At 61.6% G+C, this 18218-nt stretch carries 11 protein-coding genes; 5 read left to right on the top strand and 6 right to left on the bottom strand.

All coding sequences use genetic code 11. From position 1 onward, the window contains the following. Nucleotides 1-191: 191 nt before the first annotated feature. Nucleotides 192-1598: a nitrogen regulation protein NR(I) gene (ntrC, locus tag N790_RS07140; protein WP_043802581.1), complete on the bottom strand. Its 1407-nt coding sequence runs from the start codon at nucleotides 1596-1598 to the stop codon at nucleotides 192-194. 800 nt (nucleotides 1599-2398) lie between these two features. Between ntrC and N790_RS07135 the strand changes: the two genes are divergently transcribed. The 3 genes from N790_RS07135 (at nucleotide 2399) to N790_RS07125 (ending at nucleotide 8964) form a co-directional block, all read left to right on the top strand. Next, the gene (locus N790_RS07135; RefSeq protein ID WP_084062746.1) at nucleotides 2399-4450 is read left to right on the top strand and encodes a type I restriction-modification system subunit M; all 2052 of its coding nucleotides are present in this window, start codon (nucleotides 2399-2401) and stop codon (nucleotides 4448-4450) included. A 320-nt stretch (nucleotides 4451-4770) separates the two neighbouring features. Beyond that, nucleotides 4771-5709 (top strand): restriction endonuclease subunit S domain-containing protein, encoded by a 939-nt coding sequence (locus N790_RS07130; protein ID WP_156969985.1) that lies wholly within the window; start codon nucleotides 4771-4773, stop codon nucleotides 5707-5709. A gap of 9 nt (nucleotides 5710-5718) precedes the next feature. Next, nucleotides 5719-8964: a type I restriction endonuclease subunit R gene (locus N790_RS07125; RefSeq protein WP_043802559.1), complete on the top strand. Its 3246-nt coding sequence runs from the start codon at nucleotides 5719-5721 to the stop codon at nucleotides 8962-8964. Between the two features lie 117 nt (nucleotides 8965-9081). Here N790_RS07125 and N790_RS16010 read toward each other — a convergent pair whose 3' ends face one another. The 5 genes from N790_RS16010 to N790_RS16000 all read right to left on the bottom strand — a co-directional run bounded on the left by N790_RS16010 (nucleotide 9082) and on the right by N790_RS16000 (nucleotide 15362). Further along, nucleotides 9082-9858 carry a hypothetical protein gene (locus tag N790_RS16010; RefSeq protein ID WP_156969984.1) on the bottom strand — a complete coding sequence of 259 codons (777 nt, stop codon included), beginning with the start codon at nucleotides 9856-9858 and terminating at the stop codon, nucleotides 9082-9084. A 140-nt stretch (nucleotides 9859-9998) separates the two neighbouring features. Beyond that, nucleotides 9999-11330 carry a TniQ family protein gene (locus N790_RS16875; protein WP_084062745.1) on the bottom strand — a complete coding sequence of 444 codons (1332 nt, stop codon included), beginning with the start codon at nucleotides 11328-11330 and terminating at the stop codon, nucleotides 9999-10001. A gap of 2 nt (nucleotides 11331-11332) precedes the next feature. After that, entirely contained in the window at nucleotides 11333-12523 is a 1191-nt protein-coding gene (locus tag N790_RS15620; protein ID WP_169742157.1) for an AAA family ATPase, read from the bottom strand. Then, nucleotides 12516-14945: a hypothetical protein gene (locus N790_RS16005; protein WP_156969982.1), complete on the bottom strand. Its 2430-nt coding sequence runs from the start codon at nucleotides 14943-14945 to the stop codon at nucleotides 12516-12518. Before N790_RS16005 ends, N790_RS15620 begins: the two co-directional genes overlap by 8 nt. A 132-nt stretch (nucleotides 14946-15077) precedes the next feature. Then, nucleotides 15078-15362, bottom strand: a complete 285-nt coding sequence (locus tag N790_RS16000; protein ID WP_156969981.1) for a hypothetical protein — start codon at nucleotides 15360-15362, stop codon at nucleotides 15078-15080. Nucleotides 15363-15601: 239 nt separating this feature from the next. On the opposite strand from N790_RS16000, the gene N790_RS07120 reads away from it, so the two are divergent. Further along, the gene (locus tag N790_RS07120; RefSeq protein WP_156969980.1) at nucleotides 15602-16657 is read left to right on the top strand and encodes a bifunctional nicotinamide-nucleotide adenylyltransferase/Nudix hydroxylase; all 1056 of its coding nucleotides are present in this window, start codon (nucleotides 15602-15604) and stop codon (nucleotides 16655-16657) included. A gap of 64 nt (nucleotides 16658-16721) precedes the next feature. Beyond that, on the top strand, nucleotides 16722-18146 hold the full coding sequence (locus N790_RS07115) for a nicotinate phosphoribosyltransferase (protein ID WP_043802554.1): 1425 nt from the start codon (nucleotides 16722-16724) through the stop codon (nucleotides 18144-18146). Nucleotides 18147-18218 lie beyond the last annotated feature (72 nt).

Here is an 18218-nt window from a genome sequence, read left to right as displayed (position 1 = left end):
GGCTTCGGCCGGGGCTTCGGCCGCCGGCGCGGGCGCGGCGGCTTCCGGCGCGGCTTCGGGGGCGGACGGGCTGCAGGCCGCCAGGGCAAAGGCGCAGGCGACGGCGACGGCGAGCAGGGTCTTTTTCGGGCTCATGGGCGGGTCCTCGGTTCGGAAGGGCAAAGGGTGCGCGCAGCGGCGTCGGCGCGCAATCAAGGTTCGCGCCGGCGCCGGGCACCGAGCTTGCGGGTGAGCGTGTTGCGGCCCAGGCCCAGGCTTTCGGCCGCCTTCTGGCGATGGCCGTGGCTGTGTTCGAGCGCGGTTTCCAGCAGCACGTTGTCGAACTGGGTGCGAAGCCGTGCGTGCAGGTCCGGCTCGCCGCGGGCCAGGGCCGCGCGCACGTCCTCGGCCAGTTCGCGCTGCCAGTGGCCGGCGCGGGCCGCCTCGCCGCCGCGCAGGGCCTGGCCCAGGTCGCGCACGGTGATGGTGTCGCCGGGCGCCAGCGCGGCCAGCCGCCAGCACAGGTTTTCCAGCTCGCGCACGTTGCCGGGCCAGTCGTGCCGCTGCAGGCGTTCCAGCGCGGCGGCGTGGAAATGCTTGGGCGGCGTGCCCAGCCTGGCCGCGGCGCGGGCCAGGAAGCGCGCGGCCAGCGCCGGCACGTCGGCCTTGCGCTCGCGCAGCGGCGGCAGGCGCAGGCGCACCACGTCGAGGCGGTGCAGGAGGTCGGCGCGGAAGCTGCCGTCGCGCACCTTGGCGTCGAGGTCCTGGTGGGTGGCGGCGATGACGCGCACGTCCACCTTGATCAGTTCGCGGCCGCCGACGCGGAAGAATTCCCCCTCGGCCAGCACGCGCAGCAGGCGCGTCTGCAGCGCCGCCGGCATGTCGCCGATTTCGTCCAGGAACAGGGTGCCGCCGTCGGCCTGCTCGAAGCGGCCGACGTGGCGCTTCTGCGCGCCGGTGAAGGCGCCGGCCTCGTGGCCGAACAGTTCGCTCTCGAGCAGCTCGGCGGGAATGGCGGCGGTGTTGAGCGCCACGAAGGGTTTGTGCGCGCGCGGCGATTCGCGGTGCAGCGCGCGCGCCACCAGCTCCTTGCCGGTGCCGGTTTCGCCGGTGATGAGCACCGACAGCGGCGCCTGGGCCAGGCGGCCGATGGCGCGGAACAGTTCGCGCATGGCCGGCGTGTCGCCGACCAGCGCGTCGCCGGTTTCCGGCAGCGGTTCGGCGCGCGGCGCCTGGGGCTGGGGCAGCGCGCGCGCCGCCAGCGCCACCGCTTCGTCGAGGTCGAAGGGCTTGGACAGGAATTCGTGCGCGCCGCCGCGGAAGGCGCCGGCGGTGCTGGCCACGTCGGTGTAGGCCGACATCACCACCACCGGCAGCTCCGGGCGCGAGGCCTTGAGCGAATCCAGGAAGGCCAGGCCGTCCACGCCGGGCATGCGCACGTCGGTGAACACCAGGTCGGGCGTTTCGCCGTCGCGCAGGGCCGCCAGCGCCTCGCGCGCGCCTTCGAAGGCCGCCACCGCGTAACCCGCGTCGCGCAGGGCCTGGGCCAGCACGAAACGCACGGCGCGGTCGTCGTCGACGACCCAGAGGCGGGGCGGCTGCGAAGGCGGGTGGGGCATGCGGCGGGCCTGGTTGGTTTGCACCAGCATAGTGCAAACCGGGGCCGGCCGCTGTTCAGTCCGAAAACAAGAATAGTTTGATCGCCGGACTGAACTAATCTTTTATTCCTTACGCATCATGGACTTGAACTTTTCGCTCGCCGGGAAAAACCCTTGTTTCTGGCAAATCAGGCCCTTGGATCTCGGAGGGTCCGCAGCGCGCGCCCGATCAGCAGACACCGGATGAGACGAGACCACATGCTCCGAGGGGCGTCCTGGCAGTGACCGACGAGCCCCTCCGGGAACTCTAGCCCACCGTCCCTAACATCCTCCTCCGCCGCGCAAACGGGGCGGATGCCCCAGTGCCTGACCACCGAGAACGGCCTGCCGGCGCCCCGACGGGTTGCGCTGGGCATCCTCCTGAGCTGGCCCTGGATCTCGCTGAAGGCAAGAAGGGTAGGGCCTACCAAAGTCAGGCGTTCGGTTGGCGTACGCCAGATCGGGCGAACGCCTCGCCAGAGAACCAGTGAATCCAGGGCCGAAACGGCGACCAGGGGGACGTCAGCCGTCGAAGTAGGGCGGACCTGGGCCACCCGCACGCCACCCAAACAACCCACTGCCCGGGTCTTGGCAGAGTTCGCGGGGAGGTATCCCAATGGGTAACCTCTGCCTAGGCGTCCCCCTGCCAAATGCCGTCTAGGCCTCATCCCTGGAGACGGCCTCGTGTTGGGATTCCCACGGCGACATTCAGGTCCAGCCACCTATTTCGCCGTCAGCGCCTGCGCTGGCGACCACCCGATTGCTTTGACACTGAAGGCACCATGATCAAGAACCCGCAACCTGCAGTTTCCGCCACCGAGGCCCCTAAGGCCTCCGACACCGTGCTCGCCAGCTTCATTTGGAAGAATGCCGAAGACCTGTGGGGCGACTTCAAGCACACCGACTTCGGCAAGATCATCCTGCCATTCACGCTGCTGCGCCGCCTGGAATGCGTGCTGGAACCCACGCGCGAGGTCGTCCGCGAGACCCACGCCAAGTTCAAGGACAAGGGCCTGGATACCGACCTGATCCTGCGTCAGAAAGCCGGCCTGCCGTTCTACAACACCTCGCAGTACTCGCTGGCCACCCTGGGCGCCACAAAGACCAAGTCGAATCTGGAGGCCTACGTCGCAGCCTTCTCGGACAACGCACGCGTCATCTTCGACCAGTTCAACTTCACCGACACCATCGCGCGCCTCGCTCGCGCCGATATCCTGTTCAAGATCTGCCAGAACTTCGCGAACACCGACCTGCATCCGGATGTCGTGCCCGACCGGGTGATGTCCAACATCTACGAGCACCTGATCCGCCGGTTCGGCTCCGAGGTCAACGAGGCGGCCGAAGACTTCATGACGCCGCGCGACGTGGTCCACCTGGCCACCACGCTGCTACTCGACCCTGACGATGCGCTGTTCCGCAATAACCCCGGCCTGATCCGCACGCTCTACGACCCCACCTGCGGCACCGGTGGCTTCCTCACCGACGCCATGAACCATGTCGATGGCTTCGCGGCACAAGGTAAGGCCCCACCCGTACTGATCCCCTTCGGCCAGGAACTGGAACCTGAAACCCATGCGGTGGCCCTGGCCAACATGCTGCTGCGCCGGCTGGAAACCGAGCCCTCGCGCGATCTCTCGGCCAACATTGCTGGACCCAAGTCGACGCTCTCCCAGGACGCCTTCTCGGGTCAGCGCTTCCACTATTGCCTGTCCAACCCCCCCTTCGGCAAGAAGTGGGAGAAGGATCAAGCCTTCGTCGAGCGCGAGGCCAAGGAGAAGGGGTTCGAGGGTCGCTTCGGTGCGGGCACGCCACGCGTGTCTGATGGCTCCATGCTCTTCATCCAGCACCTGATCTCGAAGCTGGAGCACCCCAACAAGGGTGGCGGCCGCGCGGCCATCATCTTGTCGGGCTCGCCCCTGTTCACTGGCAATGCCGGCCAGGGTGAAACCGAGATCCGTCGTTGGTTGCTGGAAAACGACTACATCGATGCCATCGTGGCCCTGCCCACCGACATCTTCTTCCGCACCGGCATCGGCACCTACATCTGGCTGCTCACAAACAACAAGCCCGCTGAACGCAAGGGCAAGGTTCAACTAATCGACGCGACCGCCATGCACAGCCCCATGCGCAAGTCCGAGGGCAACAAGCGTCGCTTTATTAGCGACGAGCAGATCCAGGCCATAGCCCGACTCTACGCTGACTTTACGCCCAGCGAAAACGTGCGGATCGTGGACTACCGCGATTTCGGATACCGCCGGATCAAGATTCAGCGTCCACTGCGCCTGACCGTCCAAGTCAACGAGGACACGCTGACCGCCCTGGCTGCCAGCAAGCCCTTCGCCAAGTTGGACGAGACCGAACAGGCGGGCTGGGTCAAGCTGCTGCGCAAGCACCTGGGCGAGACCCACCTCTATGCGTGGCTGGCCACCCTACCCGCCGCCGCCAAGAAGGCCGGCCTGGCCAAGGCCGCTAAGCCATTGGCCAACGCCATTGAGAACGCGCTCGGTGTACGCGACGCCAATGCCCCGGAAATCCTCGACGAGGAAGGCAATCCCATCCCGGACAAGGAACTGGAAGACTTCGAGTCCGTACCCCTGGACCAGTCGATCGGCGACTACATGGACGCCGAAGTGCTGCCGCATGTGGCTGACGCCTGGGTGGATGCGGAGTACACCGACGATCGCGATGGCCAGGTGGGCAAGGTCGGCTACGAGATCAACTTCAACCGCTACTTCTACAAGTACGTGCCGCCGCGCGGCCTGCATGAGATCGACGCCGAGTTGAAGGCGGTGGAAGCAGAGATCTCTGCGCTGCTGGAAGAGGTGGCGAAGTGAGTGCGCGCACGAAAGATAGCGGCGTTGAATGGATTGGCCACGTGCCAGAGCTGTGGTCCGTTCTTCCCATTAAGAGAAGCGTTTCTTTGAGAAAGGATCGACGCACTTACTACCCCTCTTCATCCCTATTCGTAGGACTGGAGGATGTCGAAAGCGGGACAGGAAAATACGCACCGACTGAAGTTAGCTCCCGGCTAGGCGAGGACTCAACTGTCAGCGTATTTGATGCTGGCAATGTTCTATACGGCAAGTTGCGCCCTTACTTGCGTAAATCAATGACAGCGACTTTCGCGGGGGCATGCTCCACGGAGTTCCTTGTGATGGAACCGCACAAAGTTCTGCCAGCCTGGCTCAATCTATGGCTCCTAACCGATGAGGTGACCCAGCAGATAGAAGCAAGCTGTGAAGGGGCAAAAATGCCACGCGCCGACTGGGGGTCGATTGGAGCAGTTCCTATGCCGGTTCCGCCGGTTACAGAACAGCGGTCAATCCTGGGCAGTCTCGACCGCGCCACCACCTGCATCGACGCCCTGGTCGCCAAGAAGACCCGTTTCATCGACCTGCTGCGCGAGAAACGCCAGGCGCTTATCACGCATGCCGTGACCAGGGGGCTGGATCCTGGCGTGCCGATGAAGGAAAGCGGTGTGGACTGGCTAGGGGAGGTTCCCGTGTCGTGGGGTGTCGCCCCATTAAAGTCGTTCCTCCAGTTTCGTCGGGACATCGTTGGTACCGACAGCGCCAACACTAGGTTGCTTTCGCTCACCTTGCAGGGCGTGATCGAACGCGACCTGGAAAATCCCACGGGAAAGATGCCCGCGTCATTCGATGGGTACCAGCGCATTTCCGCTGGCGAAATGGTCTTCTGCTTGTTCGACATGGACGAGACACCAAGGACCGTCGGTGTGGCCCCGCAAGACGGGATGCTGACCAGCGCTTACACAGTGTTCCGCCCTCAGAGTGAGCTGTGGGCTCGCTACCTCTACTACTTCTTCCTGCATGTGGACGAGTACAAGCGCCTCAAGCCCTTCTATAAGGGGCTCCGCAAGACCATCCGCCCCGGCCCTTTCCTTTCCATCCAAGTGCCACGCCCAAGAGATGGTGACGCTGAGGCAATCGTCGACCACCTCGACCGCACCACCTCGCGTATAGACACTCTGATCGCCAAGACCGAACGGTCCATCGAACTGCTGCGCGAACACCGCACCGCCCTCATTACCGCTGCCGTCACCGGCAAGATTGACCTGCGCCCCGCGGCCTAAGGACACGCCATGCACCCTGCCTTCACTGACACCGCCCATCGCGAGAAGTACTTCGAGGCGTACATCGTCAAGCAACTCGCCGCACGCGGCTGGAAGGTGGGCGACACCACTGGCTACGACCAGAACCACGCGCTCTATCCGGAGGACCTGATCACCTGGATGCAGGCTACCCAGCCCAAACGCTGGGCTCAGTTGGTAGCGAGCAACGGTGACAAGGCCACAGCCGCGCTCATGGACCGCCTGTCCCATGCGCTGGAGAAAGACGGCACCGTTCATGTCCTTCGCCGTGGCTTCAAGATGGCACCTGGCGGCGAAATCAGCCTCAGTGAAGGCTTACCCGAGGACGAACGCGACCCGTCAGCCTGGGAGCGCTACAACGCCAACATCCTGCGCGTCGTGCCGCAGCTCATGTATCGCCCCGGCAGCACGCTGGCCATCGACCTGGTGTTCTTCATCAACGGCCTAGCCGTGGCCACCGTGGAGGTCAAAACCGACTTCACTCAGTCCGCCGAGGCGGCCGTGACGCAGTACAAGGACGATCGCCTGCCCATGGATGCGGCCACCCGCAGGAAGGAGCCGCTGTTGACGTTCCAGCGTGGCGCAGTCGTCCACTTCGCCATGTCCGACAGCGACATCCAGATGTGCACCAAGCTGGATGGCAAGAACAGTTACTTCCTGCCCTTCAACCAGGGGCGCGACGGCCGCAAGGGCAACCCGATCCGCGAGGATGGCGAGTATCCAGTGGCCCACTTCTGGGAGCAGGTCTGCCAGCGCGACAACTGGCTGCGGATCTTCCACAGCTTCGTGTACACGGAGAAGAAGGAGGTCGTCGACCTGGAAGGCAACCACAAGCGGAAGGAAACCCAGATCTTCCCGCGCTTCCACCAGTGGAAGGCCGTCACCCGCATGATCGCCGACGCCAAGGCCAAGGGCCCCGGCCAGTCCTACCTGTGCGAACACTCGGCAGGTTCGGGCAAGACCAGCACAATTGCCTGGACGGCGCATGACCTGATCCGCCTGCGCACCGACGCGGGCATGAACCTGTTCCATTCGGTCATCGTGGTTACCGATCGCACGGTGCTCGACAAGCAGCTCCAGGACGCCGTCCAGCAGATCGACCACCAGCACAACGTGATCGCGGCCATCGGCGAGAAGGACAATGGCGTCAGCAAGTCCAAGGAGCTGGCTGAGGCCCTAGAACGCGGCACCCCCATCATCGTGGTGACCATCCAGACCTTCCCCTATGCGATGGAGCAGATCCTCACCAACGGGAAGCTGGCCGACCGCAACTTCGCGGTGATCATCGACGAGGCCCACACCAGCCAGACCGGCACCGCCGCCTCCAAGCTGCAGGCCACGCTCGCTCTGCGCGATGCCAAGGCGATAGAAGGCCTCACGGTGGAGGAGCTGCTGGAGAAGATTCAGTCCTCGCGCGCCCGCCCCAAGAACGTCTCCTACTTCGCGTTCACCGCCACGCCCAAGCACGCCACCCTCATGCTGTTCGGGACGCGACCCGACCCGACCAAGCCGGCCAGCAAGGAAAACTTGCCGTTCTCGTTCGACAAGTACCCGATGCGCCAGGCGATCGACGAGGGGTTCATCCTGGACGTTCTTGAGGGCTACCTTCCCTACAAGACCGCGTTCAACCTGGCTGAGCCCGAGAAGGACGGCAAGCGGGTCGAGGGCAAGGCCGCAAAGCGGGCGTTGGCCAAGTGGATGTCGCTACATGCCACCAACGTCACCCAGAAGGTCGAGTTCATCGTCGAGCACTTCGCGGCCAACGTGGCCCCGCTTCTGGGCGGCACCGCCAAGGCCATGATCGTGACGTCCTCGCGTGCCGCCGCGGTCCGCTACAAGAAGGCCTTCGACGCGTACATCGAGGCCAATCCCAAGCACAAAGCCTTCCAGGCGCTCGTGGCGTTCTCCGGCTCGCTCACGGGCAAGGAGGTCATTCACGCTTCTGACGAGCAGTTTAAGGACGATCCGTTCGCCGCCCCAGAGGATGAGGTGTTCACCGAAGCCACCATGAACCCGCGCCAGTACGGCTCGGATCTGCGCAAGGTGTTCGACCGTCCCGAGTTCCGCGTGATGATCGTGGCCAACAAGTTCCAGACCGGCTTCGACCAGCCCAAGCTGTGCGCGATGTACCTGGATAAGAAGATCGCCAACCCGGTGGAAATCGTCCAGACACTCTCCCGCCTCAACCGCACCACCTCCGGCAAGGACACCACATTCGTCGTGGACTTCGTCAACGATCCGCAGTCCATCCTGGATGCGTTTGCCCTGTACGACGCTGGCGCCAAGATCGAGAAAGCGCAGGACCCCAACGTGGTCTATGCGCTGCAGGGCGACCTGGACAAGGCCGACATCTACACCCAGGATGACATCGACGGCTACACGGCCGTGCGCTTCAAGTCGGCCGCCGCCTACACCGTGGGCGACGACGCGACGCACAAGAAGCTCTATGCGGCCACCAGCGTACCCACCCAGCGCTTCAACGATGCGCTGGCCGCTGCCCGCAGCGCCATACTGGTGGCCGAGAAAGACTTCGAACACGCCAAGGCGCAAGGCAACGAGACCGGCATGAAAGCAGCTGACGCCAGCCGCGCTGCTTCGGCAGAAACGATGCAGAAGCTGCTGGATTTCAAGTCCGGGCTTTCTCGCTTCGGCACGCTGTACACCTACATCGCCCAGACCATCGACTTCGGCGACCCCAGCCTGGAAGGGTTCGCCAGCTTCGCCCGCATGCTCTCCAAGCGGCTCAACGGCGTTCCGCCTGAGCAAGTCGATGTGTCCGGCTTGCTGCTGACAGGCTTCGATATCAAGCCGAAGGACAAGCCTACCTCTGGTGATGATGACGATCAGGACCTGACCCTGCAGCCCGTGGGTCCAGGTGGTGGTGGCCTGCCCCCAGTGCCCGTCTATCTGCGCCAGGTGATTGCTAAGCTCAACTCCATCTTCGGCGACGCCACGGCGCTGACCGACAAGGTGGCTCTGGTCAATCATGTGGCCGACATCGTGCGCGAAGACGCGAACACGGTCGCCCAAGTCAAGAACAACACGCGTGAAGTGGCCATGGCCGGAAACATTAAGGGCTCCGTCCAGTCCGCCCTGGTGCGCGCACTGGACTCGCACAGCACGTTAGCCGCTCACGTATTGAAGCATGACCAGCAAGCGCTGGCTCCGCTCGTAGGGCTGATCTACGAGTTGGTCAAGGCTGGGCAGAACCTTAACCGCGCAGAGCTGGGGGGTTGAACAGCGACACGTCTAAAGATAAAACCTCGGGAGAAGACGGGGCTTTGACCTTTCTAGCGCGTCGCTATCGAAGCGCAAGTGACGCGGCGCACCCAAACAACCTCGCTCAAGTAGGCATTAGGCGCCTGAACGTCCGCGCTTCTCTTTTTTCCTTGCCGCGACTAACCTCCGCCTCTTTACCTCTAGCCCAGGAACTATTTCGGCCTCGAGGATTGGGTCCTCAAGATCGACGAATCGACCGGTGACTGAGCATCTTGGTCGCCTCCAGCGGCAAAGCGTAATAGTCGGATCCGTCTCCTGACGCGAGATCACGTCCCAGTCCACGTCGAAAAGTGCGGCGGAAAGATGCATTCGGCATCTGATGCTATGCAGCAGCTCAATAAGCTCACTGCGATTCTGGTGAAACCAGGGAGCGCGAAGAATAAATGGCAACGACCGATAAATACCTTGAAAGGCTCTAAGGTGAAGCATGACGTCGCCCTTGGACTCGGCTAGTCTCGCGATTCCAAGCAGAGCGGAGAACGAATGGGGCGTGCCATACAAGAACAGGTTCTCTGTATCGGTCACAGACATTATTGGAACGAAGTCTTTGTACCTTATCCGTTCCTGCTCGTCCGGGAACTGCCAAGGAAGCAGCTCCGAGTGACCACCGGCCTTCTGGGCTCGTCGATATGGCAGTAGGAGAGTAAAAATCTCACCCTCTGAGAGGGGCCGCTGGGCGAGAAGCGGCAGAAGAGGCAGGTCGAACACCTCCAGGGTGCCCGGCGCGACCTTCTCCAACTTAACTGCAGATCCCCGCGAGAGAGCCGTAGAACCATCTGCCCACTTCTCGTGGAGACCGGACATTGTTCTTGCTACGTAGATACTCTTCTCTGCCAGCTCAGGTAGAGACAACTGCGCGCGTTCCTGGGCGTAAGACAGAGTTAATCGCGTTCTGTAGCCGTGCCATTCCTCCACGCGACGAGCACCAGCGCGATTCAATCTCAGCAGAATGTCTCTGAGCGACGTCTGCGGATCGGGAGAAAGTATTCGCTTCATAGCTTGGTGGAAGCGCGGATTCGCCCAACTCTAAACTGCATCCTCTCATTCGGACGCAGCCGCCGAAATATGCCGATAAGTATGAGCGAGGCAAGTACCGCGCGAGCCGCTCTATAACGGTCCCGCTCCGGCCTACCTCTGGAAATTGCATTTATGACATCAGAGACCGCTAGCGAGCCGCCGTCTTCAAGGCCACTCTGAACCTCATCTACAGCCATTGAGAACAGCTTTTGATCAGACGCGCTGGGCATCTCCGGCCAAACCTTTTCTTGTGCCAACCTGTACGCCTCGTAGCCTCGGGGATCAGCTGCCCTCCAGCTAGGCCGGGAAACACCAAAGCACGCTGCCAGCCACCCCGGGGATGGCAACGGTAGGCCATGTTCAGCCTCAGCAAGCACAGAGGCCGTATACCGCAGGTGCCTCTGGTTGCGCGGCAGTTCCTGGAGACGCTGCCGCCGTTCTAGGACGTCATCCACCATGAGCGGCAGAGTTGCGCTTGCTGCGCCAAATGGATCAAGAAGTACCTGTAATGGCGCTACCGATTGCAGAGCAGCGTATTGAAACACTGTTCGAAGCTGCGGCCGATTGCGATTGCTCTTCCAGGCAAAGGCGCGAAACACCTCTAAGGTTCGGTCCACAGGCACAATCTTCTGTTGGCGCAGTGACGACAAGAAGTCGTGCCATGGATTTCCCTGAATTGGCGACGGACATCGGGAGGAGTACGCAATCAGGTCCAGGGTTTGCATATTACTCCAGCGCTCCCAGCTGGACTGGACTGGTTCGGCAACAGGAGTCCAGCCAAGCCTCTGCCTACAAACTCTGCAGTCATATCGTTCGGGGCCAATGGATTGAAAGTCTGCCTGTACGGCCTGGCAATTCCTGCATCTGTCCACCAGCCGAGCGTCATCTATCGGGCAGTGTGTGGCAGTGATCAACTGCCACGCCAGAAGATCATATCTGTCCTCTTGGGGCCTGAGATAGCAAATTGGACACCATCGCCTTACGCGCCAGAATGCCCCAGAGTGGGCTTTGGTCAGGACATTCGCAAAGGGACTGAGGGTCCCCGCAGCCAGATCAACTCGCTCCGTTAGGCGCCTCAGGCCAGAGGTTAGCCTAGAGGTATGCTCTCCGTAGCCGCAGACAGTCTGGTAATTAAACGAGCGCAGCAGTGTTCCTTCGTGCATCGCATTGGAGGCGTCGCGCGCCAGGGCAAACACCCGTGCAGGCCGCACGCTGTGAACATAAGCAATCCTTGCCCCGTAACTCTCGAGGGACTCGACACAGTGCGTGCCTACGCCTATCAACTGCAGTGGGGCGAGCAATGCCATTGTCAGCTGGGCCTCACGATGCGCCTTGCGCTCGGCTTGGTTCTGCGCTTTTTCTTTCCTCGCCCTTTGGCCAGATTTGCATCATTACCACTTTGAGTGCTGTCGCTCTCTGCGAGTGATTTTGATGCCGGTCTTTTGCCCTCCCGGGTGTCCATTTCATGCCCGGTATTCGCTGCACTCCTTTTCTTCTCTTTGGCTCGCTCCTTCTCTCGTGTTCTCAGTGCCATGCGCGTAAGGTCTTCCAGGTCGACGCTCCCTAGCGCCTCTTCGCCCGTGACAATTTCCTCCCATAAACGCTTCACCTGCTTCTTCTTCGGCAATGCATAGACGATGTCATTCAGCGATAATGACTCCCTCCCTTTAGCATTGGCGCGGTCGTCTGCGCGCTCGTATAGCGCTTTTAGTTGCCCGAATATTCCGCCCGTCGCGGTCATCAATGCCGCCGCGTTCTTGAGAATTCGGCTGGACTCAGATTCTCCGACCTGATGGATCTCGTTCATTTGCTGAAGCAGGCTCACGAAGCTCTCGATATCCTCATCGGATCCTAGTGAGTACCTGTCGACATGAACCGTTGGCATTTTTCGGGTGAACTGCGAGGTTCGGTCCCAAATGCGAAGCATTCGGAAGCCGGCTAAGAAGATCACGATTGCCTCTGAATCCAGCGCGAGTACTCTCCAGCTTTCAAGGTGGTCCGCTTCGTCGCGCCCAGACTTCTTTGAAACACACATCATGTCGGCTTCGTCAACAATGATGTACTTGACGTTCTTCGCGAGAAGCAGTCGATGCAGCTGCTGACGGATAGTGCCTTCCGGCACCGCTCGATGTGACACAGGTCCGGCCTTTATGCCGACCTCCGCCAGCACCTCCTGTCTGTCGATGGAGTGAAAGGGGTCTTTTAGTAGGTTCAGCAGTCTAGAGGCGGTGTCTTTGGAGGAGTAGTACGAGTTCTCAGCGTTCTTCGCTACGATCTCAATGATCGGTCGGTTCCACTCGGATACCTCTGGGTTCGCGTCCAGCAGCCGACCCTTTATCTTTTTTGCAATGGTTCCCTTGCCAGATCCGGACATTCCTATGATCAGAACCATGGTTCCCGGCTCTGCGTAGTTGATGTGGGTGTACGCAACCTCAAGAGCATCCTTGTACTTCGTGTGCAGTATCTCGGGAACAGGAAACCTCCTCTCGTGGTCATTCATTGGTAGGAAACCTTTTGGTTGTTCCAGACGAGAGTCTTGCGAAGATGTCATCTGCACGGGACGGCGCGGGAGGTCGATCGCCGTTCACTTCATTCTTTGTCGGGACAACAGACCGGGCACGGGCTTCGAGCTCAGCGAGCTTTCTGTTCAGCGTCGCCTGGCCTTTGCTGCGGATCTCCTTGTTCTCTTCCCATCGAATGTTGCAGTGCATCCCCTCCACGAGCCGCTCCAGCTCGGTCAGCTCCCTGAGCTCGTTTGCGTCGTGGGAGTCTGCAGTAACCCACCCATCTGCGAACTTGACGTAGATGATCGATGGATCCTCTGGATCGAGCCTTACCTCTTCAAAGGTTCGATTCGATCTGGCGGACTCAATGAGGGCCAATGAGCTGTAGTTTCGGAGACCGACGCGCAATCCCCTCGTGATATCCATGTCCATCTTTCGGACAGCGATTGGAACCGCAGTCTCTATCAATGTCATCGGCTGGGAGATGTCTGCCGCGAAGCCAACAGGTCGACGCAACCGTTCTTCCAAGAACCACTCCCTCGGCGATTTATGTGCGAAGGATTTGGGTGTTGTGTCCAGGAATTCGCGAAACTCCCCTTGGAGAATGTCGTGAACGGCCGAGAACTGGTGCACTGCAGTCGCGCGACTCTTCATTGAGTTTGATGCACTACGATTGGCTTCGTCATTTCTTGTTGCGCCCGACAGCTTTCTTGGTACGCCGTAGTTGATGGCTCTGATAGCGGACTCGACACATTGACCCGCTCGTGCTGCAGCCCCGGGCCGCTTGATCAGGGAACACCGGTTCCACGCGAGGCCGTTTTTCCACATGTTCGCTCTGTGCTCCGGGCCGCCGTCGTTGGCGATCCATGGCGGATAGAAGCCCCAGCGCCTGACGATGTCGCGCAGCAGGAGAGCGAGCAGGAACCGCGAGGCGTTGCCAAAGGCGATCGCGAACCCCAAGAGATGCTGTGTCCGTTCGCAAACAGCGACAGCGATAGAAGGACGCTCCAAGGAGAGAACGCCCTCTAGAACCTCGAAGACACGACAGTCCTCAGGACTTGAGTCGACGTGAACAACCTCTCCGGCTGCCAGAGCGTCTGGCCTCGCCTTGTCGATGCTTGCGACCGGAGTTTTCGACTGGAGTCCCCGAGGGCCGCTTTGCTTCAGGGCGGTTTCTCCAGGGTCTTTTGACCTCACGAACTGGCGGAAGCTTTCATAGCTCGCCGGATCACCACCCATTTTCTCGATATCTTGCTTATAGATACCATGCGTCTCAGCGATCGACTTCGGACTTGGTATCGCGATGTGTTCTTCGTAGTACGAATTGAATACTTTGATCTGATCTTCTATTCGACAGCCTCTGTGGCCCGAGGCAGCGTATTTGGTAGCTGCCGCCAGCTCTGGTTCCGCGCCCGCATCGATCTTCTGTTTGTATATCGCGATAATCCGACGGTCATTGCTGTTTGGCTTTATCTCGCCACGCTCAACTAGGGTGATTCTTTTGAGTCGTCGAATCGCCCCCCGAAGGTCGGCCGCAGATAGTGAGGCAGCCGAGTTTTTCCACCGTTCATCTCTTGATTCGATCTCGAGTGCCGATCGCTCAAGCTCCCTGATATCCGCTCTTTTTGCTTCTGACTCGGAATTGAAGAGAGTGAAGCCATTTGGGTTGTTAAGACTTGTAGAGCCGATTGTTCCAAACAGCTCACGGTTGGCTAGGGCTACAAGCAGTGCCATTTCCGATTCGGGGCCGAGGCGCTTTATCAGGGCGGAGAGCGTTTGCGGCTTTCTCTCAAGTAGCAGTCGAGCTTCCTGTATGACTTCTTTCGTTCCCTCGTCAAGAAAGCCATTGGTCTGCATGGGGCAGATCAGCATGTAGTTCGCTAGCGCTTTCTGGCCGACCTCGGCATCAGAGAACACCTCGAACGACATGCACATACCGTTGAAGTAGTTCTCTGCTGGTATGAATTGATATCTCCCCTGTTCGAATTCAAAGTCGAACGGCCGGCTGCGCACCAGCTCGCGTAAGGAATCTTCGGACTTGCATTCGACGCCATAGATCCTGCTTCTGGAGATCACCAAGTAGTCAGGCGTGTAAAGGAAGCGCGTCTTTCGCCCCTTTGGGGACCGTCCAGAGACGCTGACTTGCCCGGGCTGGTCGATGCACAGAAGCGTTTCACCGCACATGTGAGCCCGGAGGAGGAACTTCAGCTCCACCGTGATCGAGTCTGCTTGAATGGTCTGCCCCGCGACGGGCGATGCGTAGTTAACGCCGAAGGACTTGAGGCCGCCGCTTGAGGCGTCGCGGGACGGGCCCGTAAGGGCGTTAGATATGTACGCCACACCTCGGTCGTTTACACCGAGTTCCTCAGCGTGGGCAAGAATCTCGTCTTGCTGGTCGAATCTGAGCATGTTCAGCATCGCTTTCTCCCGGCCAGAGTTGCCCCTTGACATGGAGTCAATGGGGAGTAGGATCGGAAGAGTCAGGACCGTCCAAAGTCTGACTCGTAGTTGTGAAAAAGCCCGGCCGGCCAGCCGGGCTTCTTCATTTGGCTAAGGGCCCATGTGCGTTTTCTCCTTGCCTGGGGTCGCCCCGAGGGAAGTCAGGTAGTTTGCGACGTCGGCGGCAGTGGCAAACCAGCCCCGCCGATGCGGGACCTGAAAGGTTCGGAAGGGCAGCCGGCCCTGGCGCCGGGCTTTAGAGGTCGCTTGGTGAGACGGAAAGCGAAGCACCTCGCCCAACTCGGCCAGGGTCAGGATCGCGCCATAGCGTGCTTGCAGCACTTCGCATAGCAGGCGTTGTTCGCTTGAGATTCCCGCCGGTTCCGCTTCGGACATGTCATTCCAGCCAAGTACCGTTGCGGCCAGTATCGGAGGTCTTTGCTCCACTCGGGGCAATAAAGTTTCGGCGGTTTTTTTGCTCGAAGTTGACAGGCCTCTGTGACCAGCCGTTAAGGCACCCCCTGGCCGTGAAGGATTCCTGTCTGATCGCCCAGGGATGATTGACTTGGCTGACGAACGGCGTAAATTTGGCGTTAGCCGACGGATAGACCGCTGGCAACTGCACACCGTGAGGGATTCTCATGGACTACGACTATCTAGTTTTTATCGGGCGTTTCGAGCCCTTCCATAACGGCCACGCTGCCGTTGCCCGCTACGCACTGAGCCGGGCCCGCAAAGTCATCTTTCTGGTCGGTTCCGCCGACACCCCCCGCACCATCAGAAATCCTTGGACTGTCGCCGAGCGCGCCGTGATGATCCAGTCCGCGCTAGGAGACGCCAGCGATCGGCTGATCATCCGTCCCCTGCGGGACCATCTCTATAACGAGAGCCTCTGGATTGCCGCCGTACAGCGCACCGTGGCCGAGGCCGTGAAGGCTGACGGCGGCGCAACTGACGCCCGAATTGGCCTGGTTGGCAAGGACAAGGACGCCTCGAGCTACTACCTCCAGGAGTTCCCCCAGTGGGATCTGCTGGACGTCCGCCATACCGAGACCCTGTCGGCCACCGAGCTGCGCCGGTACCTCTTCGAGGCGAACCAGCTCAACTCCCATGGCGGGCTGATGCTGATCCGGGCGAACGTCCCGGGGCCTGTGTTCGATATGCTGGATGCCTTCCGGAAGAACTCCCCGGCATTCAAGCAGTTGGTGGCCGAGCACCAGTTCATCGACACCTACCGCGCCGCCTGGGCGGACGCCCCGTACCCGCCTACCTTCGTGACCACGGATGCCGTCGTGGTGCACTCGGGCCACGTCCTGCTGGTCCGGCGCCGTGCCGAGCCGGGTAAGGGGCTTTGGGCGCTTCCGGGCGGGTTCGTAGGCCAGGGTGAGGGGCTGCTCGACAGCTGCCTGCGTGAGCTGCGCGAGGAGACCCGCCTTAAGATTCCGGTCCCGGTCCTCAAGGGTTCGATCAAGGGCGAGCACGTCTTTGATCACCCCGAGCGAAGCCAGCGCGGCCGCACCATCACCCACGCCTACCATTTTGAGTTCCCGGCCGGCGAGCTGCCCGAGGTGCGCGGTGGCGACGATGCCGACAAGGCCCGGTGGATTCCCGTCAGCGAGGCCCTGGAGATGAGCCCGCAGCTGTACGAGGACCACCTGCACATCCTCGAGTTCTTCCTCGGCCGGGGCTGACCCCCGGCCGTTCCCCGCTGGCGGATAGACCGCCGGCTTTCCCCGACGCGAAGGAGCTTCCGTCATGAGATGCCTCGATAACCTCCTCCTCAACACCGACAGCTACAAGGCCAGCCACTGGCTGCAGTACCCGCCCAACACCGATGCGACGTTCTTCTACGTCGAGTCGCGCGGCGGCCTGTACGACCGCACGGTGTTCTTCGGCCTGCAGGCCATCCTGAAGGAATACCTGGCCAAGCCCATCACCCACGGCGATGTGGACGAAGCCCGCGACCTGTTCGCCGCCCACGGCGAGCCCTTCAACGAAGCCGGCTGGCGCTACATCGTCGACGCCCACGGCGGCCTGCTGCCGGTGCGCATCCGTGCCGTGCCCGAGGGCAGCGTGGTGCCGACCCACCAGGCCCTGGTGACCATCGAGTCGACCGACCCGGAGGCCTACTGGGTGCCGTCCTACATCGAGACCCTGCTGCTGCGCCTGTGGTACCCGGTCACGGTGGCCACGATCAGCTGGCACGCCAAGCAGACCATCCGGCAGTTCCTCGAGCGCACCAGCGACGACCCGGAGGGCCAGCTGCCGTTCAAGCTTCACGACTTCGGCGCCCGCGGCGTGTCCAGCGCGGAGTCGGCCGCGCTGGGCGGCGCGGCGCACCTGGTGAACTTCATGGGCACCGACACCGTGTCGGGCCTGATGGCGGCGAAGGCCTACTATCACGAGCCAATGGCCGGCTTCTCGATTCCGGCCGCCGAGCACAGCACCATCACCAGCTGGGGGCGCGCCAACGAGGTCGAGGCCTACCGCAACATGCTGCGGCAGTTTGCCAAGCCCGGCGCCATCGTCGCGGTGGTCTCGGACAGCTACGACATCTTCCACGCCATCCGCGAGCACTGGGGCAAGACCCTGCGCGAGGAAGTGATCGCCTCGGGCGCGACCGTGGTGGTGCGGCCGGACTCGGGCGACCCGGTCGCGGTGGTGCACCAGTGCCTGGAGCTGCTGGACGAGGCTTTCGGCCACACCGTCAACGGCAAGGGCTACAAGGTGCTCAACCACGTGCGCGTGATCCAGGGCGACGGCATCAACCCGAACTCGATCCGCGCCATCCTTGAGCGCGTCACCAGCGCCGGATACGCCACAGATAACGTGGCCTTCGGCATGGGCGGAGCCCTGCTGCAGCAGTTGAACCGCGACACCCAGAAGTTCGCGCTCAAGTGCTCGGCCGCCCGCGTGGACGGGAAGTGGATCGACGTCTACAAGGATCCCGTGACCGACAAGGGCAAGCAGAGCAAGCGGGGTCGCATGACGCTGCTCAAGCACCGGGAGTACGGCACCTACAAGACGGTACCGGTGCCGGCCGAGGCCGCGTCCCTGGCTGAAGTCGAGAAGCCGATGGGTTTCGACGACGCCTTGATAACGGTCTGGGAGGACGGTCGGATCGTGAACGACTGGACCTTCGCCCAGGTCCGCGAAAGGGCCAACGCCGCCCGGCTCTAAGCCGCCCCGCATCTCAGGTAACGCCACCCACGACCCGGATGACCCGGGTCGTGCGGACCCCTACATCCCGGC

The sequence above is a fragment of the Arenimonas malthae CC-JY-1 genome, from assembly GCF_000747075.1.
Classification (GTDB): Bacteria; Pseudomonadota; Gammaproteobacteria; order Xanthomonadales; family Xanthomonadaceae; genus Arenimonas; species Arenimonas malthae.
The sequence above is the reverse complement of the archived record's forward strand: the minus strand, read 5'-3'. Positions and strand labels throughout refer to the sequence as shown.

What these genes read in the sequence shown, in the direction of transcription:
- ntrC (WP_043802581.1), bottom strand. Translation starts at nt 1,598, where the DNA reads ATGCCCCACCCGCCTTCGCAGCCGCCCCGCCTCTGGGTCGTCGACGAC.
- N790_RS07135 (WP_084062746.1), top strand. Translation starts at nt 2,399, where the DNA reads ATGATCAAGAACCCGCAACCTGCAGTTTCCGCCACCGAGGCCCCTAAG.
- N790_RS07130 (WP_156969985.1), top strand. Translation starts at nt 4,771, where the DNA reads ATGGAACCGCACAAAGTTCTGCCAGCCTGGCTCAATCTATGGCTCCTA.
- N790_RS07125 (WP_043802559.1), top strand. Translation starts at nt 5,719, where the DNA reads ATGCACCCTGCCTTCACTGACACCGCCCATCGCGAGAAGTACTTCGAG.
- N790_RS16875 (WP_084062745.1), bottom strand. Translation starts at nt 11,330, where the DNA reads ATGGCATTGCTCGCCCCACTGCAGTTGATAGGCGTAGGCACGCACTGT.
- N790_RS15620 (WP_169742157.1), bottom strand. Translation starts at nt 12,523, where the DNA reads ATGAATGACCACGAGAGGAGGTTTCCTGTTCCCGAGATACTGCACACG.
- N790_RS16005 (WP_156969982.1), bottom strand. Translation starts at nt 14,945, where the DNA reads ATGCTGAACATGCTCAGATTCGACCAGCAAGACGAGATTCTTGCCCAC.
- N790_RS16000 (WP_156969981.1), bottom strand. Translation starts at nt 15,362, where the DNA reads ATGTCCGAAGCGGAACCGGCGGGAATCTCAAGCGAACAACGCCTGCTA.
- N790_RS07115 (WP_043802554.1), top strand. Translation starts at nt 16,722, where the DNA reads ATGAGATGCCTCGATAACCTCCTCCTCAACACCGACAGCTACAAGGCC.